The sequence below is a fragment of the Streptomyces sp. NH27 genome (assembly GCF_056859195.1).
This window is the reverse complement of the sequence record NZ_JACEGK010000224.1, coordinates 1-12,072: the sequence shown is the minus strand read 5'-3', so window position 1 is coordinate 12,072 and position 12,072 is coordinate 1. Positions and strand designations below refer to the sequence as shown.

Annotated in this window: 12 protein-coding genes and 1 pseudogene; 8 read left to right on the top strand and 5 right to left on the bottom strand. The window is 72.1% G+C overall.

The features are described from left to right. Positions 1-42 precede the first annotated feature (42 nt). The 4 genes and pseudogenes from AC13HU_RS19385 to AC13HU_RS19370 form a co-directional block, all read right to left on the bottom strand. Positions 43-333, bottom strand: coding sequence for a DUF1416 domain-containing protein (locus tag AC13HU_RS19385; RefSeq protein ID WP_483043161.1), 291 nt, complete (start codon positions 331-333; stop codon positions 43-45). A gap of 31 nt (positions 334-364) precedes the next feature. Beyond that, positions 365-1,201, bottom strand: coding sequence for a sulfurtransferase (locus AC13HU_RS19380; protein ID WP_483043160.1), 837 nt, complete (start codon positions 1,199-1,201; stop codon positions 365-367). Between the two features lie 421 nt (positions 1,202-1,622). Then, positions 1,623-2,330 carry an LmeA family phospholipid-binding protein gene (locus AC13HU_RS19375; protein WP_483043159.1) on the bottom strand — a complete coding sequence of 236 codons (708 nt, stop codon included), beginning with the start codon at positions 2,328-2,330 and terminating at the stop codon, positions 1,623-1,625. 113 nt (positions 2,331-2,443) lie between these two features. Then, positions 2,444-2,947: pseudogene (locus tag AC13HU_RS19370) on the bottom strand (hypothetical protein); the annotation flags it as partial. Between the two features lie 240 nt (positions 2,948-3,187). Here AC13HU_RS19370 and AC13HU_RS19365 point away from each other — a divergent pair. From AC13HU_RS19365 to AC13HU_RS19350, 4 genes are all read left to right on the top strand, one after another. Beyond that, positions 3,188-3,622, top strand: a complete 435-nt coding sequence (locus AC13HU_RS19365) for a DUF779 domain-containing protein (protein WP_483043158.1) — start codon at positions 3,188-3,190, stop codon at positions 3,620-3,622. Between the two features lie 156 nt (positions 3,623-3,778). Beyond that, positions 3,779-4,738, top strand: coding sequence for a prolyl aminopeptidase (gene pip / locus AC13HU_RS19360; RefSeq protein WP_483043157.1), 960 nt, complete (start codon positions 3,779-3,781; stop codon positions 4,736-4,738). 200 nt (positions 4,739-4,938) lie between these two features. After that, positions 4,939-5,403 (top strand): VOC family protein, encoded by a 465-nt coding sequence (locus tag AC13HU_RS19355; protein ID WP_483043156.1) that lies wholly within the window; start codon positions 4,939-4,941, stop codon positions 5,401-5,403. A gap of 158 nt (positions 5,404-5,561) precedes the next feature. Further along, positions 5,562-6,215, top strand: coding sequence for a hypothetical protein (locus AC13HU_RS19350; RefSeq protein ID WP_483043162.1), 654 nt, complete (start codon positions 5,562-5,564; stop codon positions 6,213-6,215). A 175-nt stretch (positions 6,216-6,390) separates the two neighbouring features. On the opposite strand, the gene ligD is transcribed toward AC13HU_RS19350, so the two are convergent. Continuing rightward, a complete protein-coding gene (gene ligD, locus AC13HU_RS19345) occupies positions 6,391-7,278 on the bottom strand; it encodes a non-homologous end-joining DNA ligase (protein WP_483043155.1) in 888 nt (295 codons plus the stop codon). A 38-nt stretch (positions 7,279-7,316) separates the two neighbouring features. Between ligD and ku the strand changes: the two genes are divergently transcribed. From ku to AC13HU_RS19325, 4 genes are all read left to right on the top strand, one after another. Continuing rightward, positions 7,317-8,324 carry a non-homologous end joining protein Ku gene (gene ku, locus AC13HU_RS19340; protein ID WP_483043154.1) on the top strand — a complete coding sequence of 336 codons (1,008 nt, stop codon included), beginning with the start codon at positions 7,317-7,319 and terminating at the stop codon, positions 8,322-8,324. 236 nt (positions 8,325-8,560) lie between these two features. Further along, positions 8,561-10,174 carry a DHA2 family efflux MFS transporter permease subunit gene (locus AC13HU_RS19335; RefSeq protein ID WP_483043153.1) on the top strand — a complete coding sequence of 538 codons (1,614 nt, stop codon included), beginning with the start codon at positions 8,561-8,563 and terminating at the stop codon, positions 10,172-10,174. After that, entirely contained in the window at positions 10,171-10,782 is a 612-nt protein-coding gene (locus tag AC13HU_RS19330) for an acyl-CoA-like ligand-binding transcription factor (RefSeq protein WP_483043152.1), read from the top strand. The genes AC13HU_RS19335 and AC13HU_RS19330 overlap by 4 nt, the downstream gene beginning before the upstream one ends. Positions 10,783-11,209: 427 nt before the next feature. Next, a complete protein-coding gene (locus tag AC13HU_RS19325) occupies positions 11,210-11,998 on the top strand; it encodes a GNAT family N-acetyltransferase (protein ID WP_483043151.1) in 789 nt (262 codons plus the stop codon). Positions 11,999-12,072 lie beyond the last annotated feature (74 nt).

The window sequence follows — 12,072 nt, the reverse complement described above, 5'->3', positions numbered from 1 at the left end:
CCCTTGCGCGGGGTGCGGCCCGTCCGGGTTTCCGGGCCCGGGTCAGACGGCGATGGCGACCTCGGACGCGGCGCCCTGCTGGGCCACCACCGTGCGGTCGACCGTGGCGCCCGGCACGAGTGCGCGCAGGGTCCAGGTGCCGGGGGCGGCGAAGAAGCGGAACTGCCCGGTGGCCGAGGTCGGCACCTCCGCCGTGAACTCGCCGCCGCCGTCCAGCAACCGCACGTAGCCGCTGACCGGCTCGCCGTCGCGGGTCACGGACCCCTGGATGATCGTCTCTTTCGCCACGTCAACTCCTGCCAGGTCCGGGCCGCCGGCCTTCGCTCCACACATAAGGTTCAGTCCTCGCCTCGTCTTGGTCGGGTCAGTTCGAGCCGAGCTCGATCGGCACGCCGACGAGGGACCCGTATTCGGTCCACGAGCCGTCGTAGTTCTTGACGTTGTCCACGCCGAGCAGCTCGTGCAGCACGAACCAGGTGAGCGCGGAGCGCTCGCCGATCCGGCAGTAGGCGATGGTGTCCTTGGCGAGGTCGACCTGCTCCTCGGCGTAGAGCGCCTTCAGCTCGTCGTCCGACTTGAAGGTGCCGTCGTCGTTGGCGTTCTTCGACCACGGGATGTTGCGGGCGCTCGGCACGTGGCCGGGGCGCTGCGACTGCTCCTGCGGCAGGTGCGCGGGGGCGAGCAGCTTCCCGGAGAACTCGTCGGGCGAGCGCACGTCGACCAGGTTCTGCGCGCCGATCGCGGCCACCACGTCGTCACGGTAGGCGCGGATCGAGGTGTCCTGGGCCTTGGCCCGGTACGTGGTCGCGGCGCGCTCGGGCACCTCCTCGACCAGCTCGCGGGCGTCCAGCTCCCACTTCTTGCGGCCGCCGTCGAGCAGCTGCACCGCGTCGTGGCCGTAGAGCTTGAAGTACCAGTACGCGTAGGACGCGAACCAGTTGTTGTTCCCGCCGTACAGCACGACGGTGTCGTCGTTGGCGATGCCCTTGGCCGACAGCAGCGCCTCGAAGCCGGCCTGGTCGACGAAGTCGCGGCGGACCGGGTCCTGGAGGTCGGACTTCCAGTCGATGCGGACCGCGTTCTTGATGTGGTTCTTCTCGTAGGCAGAGGTGTCCTCGTCCACCTCGACGAGGACCACCTTGGGGTCGTCGATGTGGGCCTCGACCCAGTCGGCGTCCACCAGGACGTCACTGCGGCTCATGCTGATCTCCTCCGGGGCAGTACGGAATGTGTGGTGGCGCGGTCACTTGCGTCGAAGGGCGCGGGCGCGTCGGGGCTGCCTTACGGCAGGTGGGAGGGCGGGCGGGCCGGCCGCATGGGGCCGTGGAGCCGCTGTACTGCGGCGGGACGGACGCCCTTCAGGAAAGTCGACAGAGCATGGCGGCCACGCGGCACAGGTCCACTGCCCGCCGCTTCGTGAGGTCCGCCTGTCGCTTCATGAGTCCCGATCGTAGGGAAATAAACCGCGAAGTGTCACCGGTGTATCGGATGGCGAGACGAGATTGTCCATATAACAAGACGTGTTGCGGGCGCCATACGCAGAACACCCCTCGCGCACGCGTTCGAGCGGTTCGCGAGGGGTGCACAGGCGGCCGATTCCGCCGGGCTGAGACGCCGGTGTCTCAGCCCGCGAGAACCACGCCCCGCCCGCTGAACTTGATCGTGATGCCGTCCGGGCCGGTGGTGACCGAGGTCAGGCCCAGCCCCGCGGGCAGGTGGGTGAGCTCCGGGGTGAAGTCGATCTGGTTGCGGAGCTTGGTCTCCAGCCCGAGCGCGGTGAACTCCTTCGGCAGCCCCTCGGCGTGCAGCTGGATCGTGTTGGGAGCGGCCCCGGACTTCGGGTCCACGACACTGAGCTTGCTGAGCACGCTGAGGTGGGTGCCGAGGTAGGAGCCGGTGATCCGCACGGTGTCCGTGGCGCCGCCGCCCGGGTAGGAGACGGTGATCCCGTCCGGCGCGGCCTTCGTCAGCTCCTCGTAGCTGATCTTCGCCTCGCCGGTGGCGCGGTCGGCCTTGGCCTGGCTGTAGCCGGCTGAGAGCTTCACGTCGTACAGGTCGGCGTGGAAGTCCTCGACCTGGACGGTCTGGCCGCCGCTGGCCGCCGCGACACCGTCGGCGTTGATCGTCACGTGGTGCAGCTTGCCGGAGAGGGCCTGGGTGAGGAACGGGAAGCCCTTGATCCCCACCTTCGGCTTGTCGGTCAGGCCCTCCGACGTCTGGGCCTGCCCGGCGGCCTTGTTCTGGGCGACGTACACCGCGATCCGGTCCAGCCCGACGAAGATGGCGCCCAGGACCAGGACCACGATCAGAGTTATTCGCGCCGCGCGCATGGGTTTCTCCCCCGGCTGTTGACCGTTCTACCGTTCGACTCGTTCGCAACGCCTGACGGGCGGCGGGGCCCGAACGGTTCCCGCCGGGCCGATCATTTATCTCACGGTGCCGATCAGGTCAGTGCCACGCCCAGCGCGTAGACGACCGGGGCGGCCGCGGTCAGCGGCAGCGCGACGCCCGCGGTGAAGTGCACGAAACGGGACGGCCAGTCGTAGCTGGCCACCCGCAGGCCGATCAGCGCGCAGCCGCCGGCCGCGGCGGCGAGCAGCACCGAGTGGCCCGTGCCGAAGCCGGTGGCCGGGCCGGTGAGCGCCCCGGTGGCGGCGGCGACGGCGAGCGAGGCGACCAGCGAGACCGGCTCCCCGCCCGGCAGCCGCACCGCGCGCACCAGCGTCGCGGCGGCCACCGCGACCGCCCCGACCACGACCGGGTCGGAGCCCGCGTGCGAGGTGGCGGTGAGGAGGTAGCCGCCCGCGACCACGGTGAGCAGCGTCGAGGCGGAGGTCGCGGTGAGCGACGAGAGGCGTTCGTCGGCCGAGCCGTGGTGGCGCAGTTGGAGCACCAGTACGAGCAGCAGCCACACCCCGAGGGTGCCGAGCAGCGCTACCGGGCCGTGGCCGCCGCTGACGTACGAACCCGGGGTCGGCCTTGCGCGGACGAACCTTGACCGGCCACGAGCACCTGCCACGACCGGCCCGCGGCGCACAACGCGGGCCCCGACGAGCGGGTTCGGCAGGCGACTTCGGCAGTAACATCGCAGGAGCGGGACGGACCGCCGTGGGAGCGGCGATCGGGGTGCGGAGCAGGGACCGCGCGCCCGCCGACCGGCTGTCCCGTCAGGAAACGGAGGGCTGCGATGACTCCCCCGGCCTCCCCCGCCGAGCCGGCCGAGCCGGTCCGCCGGGTCGAGTTGACCCCCGCCGCCGAGCAACTGCTCGGACAACTCGCCGACCGGCACGGCCCGCTGATGTTCCACCAGTCCGGCGGCTGCTGCGACGGCAGTTCCCCGATGTGCTATCTGCGCGGCGAGTTCCGGGTCGGCGCCGTGGACGTGCTGCTCGGCAAGGTGGCGGGCGACACCCCGTTCTGGATGAGCGCGAGCCAGTTCGCCTACTGGCGCCACACCCACCTCACGGTCGACGTGGTCAAGGGCCGTGGCAGCGGCTTCTCGCTGGAGGCCCCGGAGGGTGTCCGCTTCCTGCTGCGCTCACGCCTGCTCACCGACGACGAACTCACCCTGCTCGCCGCCGAGCCCTCCCTTCGCACCGGCGCGGACGCCACCACGTCGTAGTCCGCACCGTTCTGACCGTACGAAACTCGTCAACACGTCCGGCTCCCACACCTCTACGGCGACCTGGATCCGCCCACCGCGGTCCGCGCCTCCGCCCGAGCCGTATGCCTGGCGCACCGGGCGCAATACGCCCGTCGCACCATAGAATCAACGGCCATGGTTTCTCTCTACCCCCCGACCAGTCCCTACGACCACGGCCTTCTCGACACCGGGGACGGCAACCGCATCTACTACGAGCAGCTCGGCAACCCTGACGGCAAGCCCGCTCTCATCGCCCACGGCGGCCCCGGGGCGGGCGCGATGCGGCGGCCGACCCGGGCCTGGGACCCGGAACGCTACCGCGTCATCCGCTTCGACCAGCGCAACTGCGGTCGCAGCACCCCGCACGCCAGCGACCCCGCTGCGGACATGAGCCTGAACACCACGCAGCACCTCATCGACGACATGGAGCGGCTGCGCGAACACCTCGGCATCGAGAGGTGGTTACTGAACGGCGCCTCCTGGGGCGCGACACTCATCCTGGCCTACGCCCAGCAGCATCCCGACCGGGTCAGCGAGATGGTCATCCCCGCGGTGACCATGACCCGCCGCACCGAGATCGACTGGCTCTACCGGGGCGCCGGGCGGTTCCGCCCCGAGGCATGGGACCGGTTCCGCGAAGGTGTCCCCGAGGACGAGCGTAGCGGCGACCTGACGGCGGCCTACGCGCGGCTGATGGAGAACCCCGACCGGGCGGTCCGGGAGAAGGCCGCCGCCGGCTGGCTCGCCTGGGAGGACGCGATCGTCTCCGACGAGCCCAACGGCACGCCCGGCATGTACAGCAACCGGGAGATCGACGAGCAGATCGCGTTCGTCCGTATCTGCGCCCACTTCTTCAGCCACGACGCGTGGCTGGAGGAGGACCAACTCCTGCGCAACGCCCACAAGCTGGCCGGCATCCCGGCGGTGCTCGTACACGGCCGGCACGACGCGGGCAGCCCGGTGCAGACCGCGTGGGAACTGGCGAAGGTCTGGCCGGACGCACGGCTGCACATCATCGAGGACTCCGGGCACGCCGGCAGCGACGCCCTGGGAGAGACGGTCCGCACGGCCATCGAGGAGTTCAAGCACCGGTGATCCCCTGAAGCTGGACGGCCTCGAACGCGACCTTCCGGCTCCGCGCCGCGCAGCCGGCGGCCCCGGCCGTCAGCCCCGCCCGTCACCACCCGGTCCGAGCCGATGCCTCGGACCGGGCCGCTCCCATCTGACCCGGGGACGGCCGCCCGGGTGGCGCGTGTACGAAGGTGCTTGTCAGAGGCGCGGGGTACGGTCGGCCCATGGCAGCCGGCATCGATCTGACGCTTGATTGCGCGGACGCACAACTCCTCGCCGCTTTCTGGAAGACGGCCCTCGGGTACGTCGACGAGCCGCCGCCGGCCCCGTTCAGAACACGCGCGGAGTGGTTCGCACAGTTCGACCCGCCGGCCGACGACTCCGTGGACGACGCCGCGTGGCTCTGCGATCCCGACGGCGTCGGGCCCCGCCTGAGCATCCTCAAGGTCCCCGAGCCCAAGACGGCGAAGAACCGGCTGCACCTCGACATCCGCGTGCCGGGACACGGCGGTCCCGACCAGCGATGGGCACGGATCGTCGCGGAGACCGAACGCCTGGTGCGGGCAGGTGGGATCGTCCTCGCCGAGTTCGCAGGGCATCACGTGACGATGGCCGACCCGGAGGGCAACGAGTTCTGCGTCGCCGCGGCAGCCACCGCATCGGCACCGCTCGGGCGCGCAGGTCGTTGACCTCGCGGCTGCGGTAACACCGTTCACGCCCAGGTGAGTTCCGGCCCGTCCCTGTGCTCGATCCGAGTGAGCCGACGGGCCGGTCCGCGCAAACAGGTTGGCCGCCGCGCCGAAGTCGGCATACGGTGCCGGGCGTGGACCGATCAGCTCCGGAACCGATGACCAGCACACCGACTTCCCACTCCCCCGGGCCGATCGGCGCCGACGACGTGGCACTGGCCGTACGGCTGTCGGTGCGCGCGCTGTCGTACGCGCCCGAGGACGGCTGGGACCGGCCGGCCGGCGGCCTCGACTGGTCGTGCTGGGAGACGACCGAGCACCTGGCGGACGACCTGTTCGCGTACGCCCTCCAGATCGGCCCGGCGGTGCCGCCGTTGACCACGCATGTGCCCGTCTCCTGGCGGCGGGAGCGGCCGGGCGGGCCGTCGAGCACCATCTTCGTGGCGCGCGAGGAGGGCCGGGACGGGCTGCTCCAGGCACTGGAGGCGTGCGGCGCGCTGCTGGTGGCGATGGTGCGCACCAGCTCGCCGCAGGTCCGCGCACACCACGTCTTCGGGGTCTCCGATCCCGAGGGGTTCGGGGCGATGGGCGTGGTGGAGACGCTGGTGCACACCCATGACGTCACCACCGGGTTCGGCCTGCCCTGGCAGCCGCCGGACCACCTGTGCGCGCGGGTGCTGCACCGGCTCTTCCCCGACGCCCCGACGGACGTCGCACCGTGGCCGGCCCTGCTGTGGTCGACCGGCCGGGCCGAACTGCCGGGCCGGCCACGACTGGAGAAGTGGCGCTGGCACGGGGAGCCGCGCGGCTGAACCGCGCCGCGCGGCCGGCCGTGCACCCGCACCGCATCGGCCGCACCGGCATCGTATGGCTGCACCGACATTTCGGACCTGGGGTTCTGCGCGTCGCCCATACCTGGCGGGCGGGAGGCGGGTGCGTGCCGTGGGGGCGCGCCGGGTGGACGCCGGCCCGTGGCCGCCGGCCGGGTCACCCCGGCAAGGCACTCGCGGCGCCCGGGTCGAGCAGCGCGGCGAGCGCGTCCCCGGTCTCCGCCAGCCGTGCGGGCATCTCGCCGAGCGCGAAGTCGAGTTGCGCCGGCGCGTCGGCAGCGGCGACCTCGTCCCAGGTCAGCGGCGCGGAGACGGTGGGCCGGGCGCGGGCGCGCACCGTGTACGGGACGGCGGTGGTCTTGCTCGCCGAGTTCTGTGACCAGTCGATGAAGACCCGGCCGGTGCGGTCCGCCTTGGCCATCCGTGACACCACGCGGTCCGGGTGGGCCGCCTCCAACTCGCGGGCGATCGTCCGGGCGTACGCGCGCGCCTGGTCGGGGGTGGCGCCGTTCAGCGCGGCCAGCAGGTGCAGCCCCTTGGAGCCGCTGGTCTTGGCCCAGGCCGCGATGCCGTCGGCGGCGAGCCGCTCGCGCAGGTCGAGGGCGACCCGGCAGCAGTCGACCACCGTGCGGTCCGGGCCCGGGTCGAGGTCGAGCACCAGCCGGTCGGCGGTGTCGGGGTCGGCGGCGCGCCACTGCGGGGTGTGGATCTCCACGCAGGCGAGGTTGCCTGCCCAGACGAGGGTGGCGAGGTCGTTCACCTCGACCTGGTCCATCAGCTCGCCGCCGCTGCGCACCCGCTCGGTGGTCTTCACCCACTCGGGCGTACCGGCGGGTGGGCGTTTCTGGAAGAAGCGCTGGCCGTCCACGCCGTCGGGGGTGCGGACGAAACTGGCCAGCCGGCCGCTGGTGTGCGGAAGCAGGACGTCGGCGACGGTGGCGTAGTACTCCAGCAGCTCCGCCTTGGTGGTGCCGGTCTCCGGCCAGAGCACGCGGTCGAGGTGGCTGAGCTTGAGCCGGCGGCCCTCGACCTCGGTGATCGGCATATCATAAAGGTCCCATAGCCTGACAAAAAGGACACGCTATGCGCAGCGTCTGGTCGGGGAACCTGGCCTTCGGCCTGGTTTCGATACCGGTGAAGCTCGGCTCCGCCGTCTCCAGCCACAAGGTCAGCTTCCGGCAGATCCACCTGGCCGACCAGGGCCGGGTCCGCTATCAGAAGACCTGCGAGCTCGACGAGGAGGTACTGACCGCCTCGGACATCGGCCGCGCCTACGAGACCCCGGACGACCAGCTCGTCCAGGTCACCGACTCCGACCTCCAGTCGCTGCCGCTGCCCACCGCGAAGACCATCGAGGTCAGCGGCTTCGTGGACCTGGCCTCGGTGGACTCGATGCAGCTCGACACCCCGTACTTCCTCGCCCCGTCCTCGGCGGGCGCGAACAAGCCGTACGTCCTGATGCGCGAGGCGCTGGAGCGGTCGGGGAAGGCGGCGGTCGGCAAGTTCGCGATGCGCAACTCCGAGCACCTGGCGCTGATCATGCCGCGCGACGACGTCCTGCTGCTGCAAACGCTGCGCTGGCCGGACGAGTTGAACAACCCCGCGGAGGCGGCGCCGAAGGGCAGCGTCAAGATCAGCGACTCCGAACTGAAGCTCGCCGACACCCTCATCGAGGCGCTCGGCGAAGCCGACCTGACCGCGTACCACGACGAGTACGCGCAGGCGGTGGAGGCGCTGGTGACCGCGAAGCTGGAGGGCGCGGAGCCGCCGACGGTGAGCGAGGAGGCCGGCGGCGGGAACGTCGTGGACCTGATGGCGGCACTGCGGGCGTCCGTGGAGCAGGCGAAGCCGTCGGGCGAGCGGTCCGGTGGGAGCTCGGGCGGACGCTCGGGCGGCGGCGCGAGGAAGACCGCGGCGGGCAAGCGGGCGGGCGCGAAGAAGACCGCGGCAAAGGCGGGCTCGGCCAAGTCGAGTACGGCCAGGGCGAGTACGGCCAAGGCCGGCGGGACCAAGGCGGGCGGAGCCAAGGCGGGCGCCGCGAAGAAGACGGCGGCGCGGAAGACGGCGCCGTCCGGGCGGAAGGCGAGCTGAGCGGCCCACCATCGCCACCTCCCGAGATAATGAAAGCCAACCACCATTTGATGTGACGCAGCTTTTTGAGAGTGTACTGTCTTTATATGGTCCACTCCCAAAAAGCTGCCGTGCCGATGCCAGCGGACACCGCACCACCCGCTTCGTCCGCTCAGCCCGCTTCGTCCGCTCAGCCCGCTTCGTCCGCTCAGCCCGCTTCGTCCGCTCAGCCCGCTTCGTCCGCTCAGCCCGCTTCGATGCCTCCGCCCCCGCCGCCTCCGCTCGCGGACTCGCCACGCCGCTGGCTGGCCCTCGCCGCACTGACGCTGAGCGTGCTGATCATCGGGCTCGACGGCACCGTCATCAACGTCGCGCTGCCCACGCTCTCCGGTGAACTCGGCGCCAGCAGCGCCCAGTTGCAGTGGATCGGCGGCGGCTACCTGCTGGCGCTGTCGGTGGTGATGCTGCCGGTCGGGCTGCTCGGCGACCGGTACGGGCACAAGCGCCTGCTGATCGGCGGCATCACACTCTTCGGCCTCGCCTCGCTCGTCGGCACCAGGGCCGGCTCGCCGGACGAACTGATCGCGGTGCGTACCGTGCTCGGCGCCGGCGCCGCGATGATCATGCCGCTGTCGATGGCGATCCTGCCGCGGATCTTCTCCCGGCAGGAGCTGCCCAAGGCGATCGCCACCTGGACCGCGGCCACCGCGCTCGGCATGCCGATCGGCCCGCTGGTCGGCGGCTGGCTGCTCAACCACTTCTGGTGGGGCTCGGTATTCGTCTTCAACGTCCCGGTCGCCGCGATCGCGCTGCTCGCCGCGGTCTGGCTGCTGCCCGGCGACCACGGCCGCACGCCGACGGCCGCCGCCCCCTTCGACATCACCGGCACCGTACTCAGCGTGGTCGGCATCACCGCCCTGGTGTACGGCACGATCCTGGTGCCGGACGACGGCTGGGACAGCCCGAAGGTGCTCGCCGGGATCGTCGGCGGCGCCGCGGTGCTGGCCGCCTTCCTGATACGGCAGCGGCGCACCGCGCACCCCCTGGTCGACCTGGGCCTCTTCACCGACCGGGCGTTCCGCTGGGGCACTCTGCTCGCGGTGTTCGTGAACTTCGCGGTGATGGGCATCCTCTTCGTGGTGCCGCAGTACCTCCAGTCCGTGCTCGGGCACGACGCGTTCGGCACCGGCCTGCGCATCCTGCCGCTGATCGCCGGGCTGATGGTCGCCGCCACCCTCAGCGAGCCGATCGCGAAGAGGTTCGGGCCGCGCCTGGTGATCCCGGCCGGGCTGCTGCTGCTCGCCGCGGGGGCCCTGCTCGGCGCGACCACCGCGGCGGGCGACGGTTACGGCTTCGCCGCCGTGTGGCTGACACTGATCGGCTTCGGATTCGGCAGCGCGATGGTGCCCGCGACCAATCTGGTGATGGGCTCGCTGCCCGCGGAGCGCTCGGGCCAGGGCACCAGCCTGCTGGAAACCGTCCAGCAGGTCGGGGGCGTGCTCGGGGTGGCCGCGCTCGGCAGCGTGCTCAGCGCCGGCTACCTCGGCCGGCTCGCCGTCCACCGGTTGGATGCCTCGTCCGCCCATACCGCGCGGGACTCGGTCACCGGCGCCGACGCGGTCGCCGGCCGGCTGCACGACCCCGGCCTGCTCGCCTCCGCGCACGCCGCCTTCGTCCACGGCATGGACCTGGTGCTGCTCACCTGCGGCGGGTGCGCGGCACTGGCGGGCGTACTCGGGCTGCTCCTGCTCCCCGCGTCCGCGCCGGCTGCCGGTTCCCCCGCCGCACCCGCGCGAGAGGCCCGGCCCTCGGCCGACACGGCGGACGGGGTGGCCGCCGACGGCGCGCGACCCGGAGAATCGGTGGCATGAGCACTGAGGAGACCCCGGCCGTGGCGGCACCGAGCCTGCGGGAGCGCAAGAAACAGCGCACCCGGGAGGCGATCAGGCGGGAGGCGTACCGGCTCTTCGCCGAGCAGGGGTACGAAGCCACCACCGTGGACCAGATCGCCGAGGCGGCCGAGGTCTCCCCGAGCACGTTCTTCCGCTACTACCCGACCAAGGAGGACGTGGTCCTCGTCGACGACTACGACTCCGTGCTCGCGAACGCGCTGCTGGCCCGGCCGGCCGGTGAGCCGATCATGGAGTCGCTGCTGGCCGCACTCGCGGACTCCTTCGGCCCGGTCATCAAGTCGGACCTGGACGAACTGCTGCTGCGCACCCGGCTCGGCTTCAACGACCCGGCGATCAGGGCCCGTTCGTGGGACGAGTTGCAGCGCAGCCAGGACCGCCTGGCCGAGGTGATCATGGCCCGCACCGGCCGTGGCCCCGACGACCTCGAAGTGCACGCCGCCGCCGCCGCGATCATGGCGGTGTCCACGGCAGTCGTCCGCTACTGGGTCGAACGCGACGGCACCCCCGACCTCCCCGCCCTCTCCGAGGCCCCCGTCCGCATGCTCGCCCAGGGCCTGCGGCTGTAGGCGGCGCGACCGGACGGAGGCGGCACCGGGCGGGACCGGGAGGAGGGCGGCAGGCCACCCGCGGCGCGGGCACCTTCTCCGGCGCCGGGGCGAGCCTGCGGGGCCTGATCTGCGCCACCACCAAGAAGGACGACGACGGCCTGGCCGAGCCGCTGTCGGATGCCATCAATCACCTCGTCAAGAACGGCCCGTACGCGCAGTGGCCGGCCACGTGGAACCTCCGCGACGAGGCGGTGCCGAGCGCGCAGACCAACCCGCCCGGCCTGCCGGTGAGCAAGTCCTGACCTCGCCGCGACCCCGTCCGCCCCGACCTGACCCCGCCCGGCGGGATTTTCCGCGGGCCGGGTCGGCGTTGTCACACACGAGCACCCGCAGGCGCCCACCGGCGTCGAACGCACCGGAAACCGAACGGAGAGTAGCGGCGACCATGTCGACCAGCCCTCGGACCACGCCACCGCCGTCGTACGAATCCCTCCCACCGGACCCGGCGGAGACGACCGGCGGGCACGTCCTGGACAACGCCACCTGGGCCTCGATGAGCGGCGCGCACCGGCATCTGGTCGAGTTCGTCGGCCGGGCTGGCCGCTACCGCCACGACGTGTCGCCGTTCGTCGCGGTCGCCGACACGGCCGACCCGCGTGCGTGGGCCGACCTGGCCGAGCTCGTCGGGCCCGGCAACTCCTTCACCGTCGCCGGGGTCGCCGAGCTGCCCGAGGGGTGGACCGGCGGTGACGCGATCCCGGGCGTGCAGCTCGTGGCGACCACGCTGCGCGGCGAGCCGGACCCGGAGGCGGTGCCGCTCGGCCCCGCGGACGTCCCGGAGATACTGGACCTGGTCGCGCGGACCCGGCCCGGGCCGTTCCTGCCGGGCACCGTCGAGATGGGCGCGTATGTCGGCGTCCGCCGCGAGGGAGCGCTGGTGGCGATGGCCGGGGAGCGGCTGCGCCCGCCGGGCTGGACCGAGATCAGCGCGGTGTGCACCGACCCGGCGTATCGCGGCCAGGGCCTGGCGACCCGGCTGATCCGCCATGTCGCCGCCGGTATCGGCGCGCGCGGCGACACGCCGTTCCTGCACGCCGCCGCGGCGAACACTTCAGCGGTCAAGCTGTACGAGTCCATCGGTTTCACGCTTCGCCGCACCACCGTCTTCCGCCTGGTCCGGGTGCCGGACCAGGCCGCGGACCGCACCACCGCCCGCACCAGCACCAGCACCTGACACGCCCGCCACAGCCACCGCCCCCGGGCAGGAAGCCGCACCCGGGTCCGCAGCCGGACCCCCTTCCCACCCCC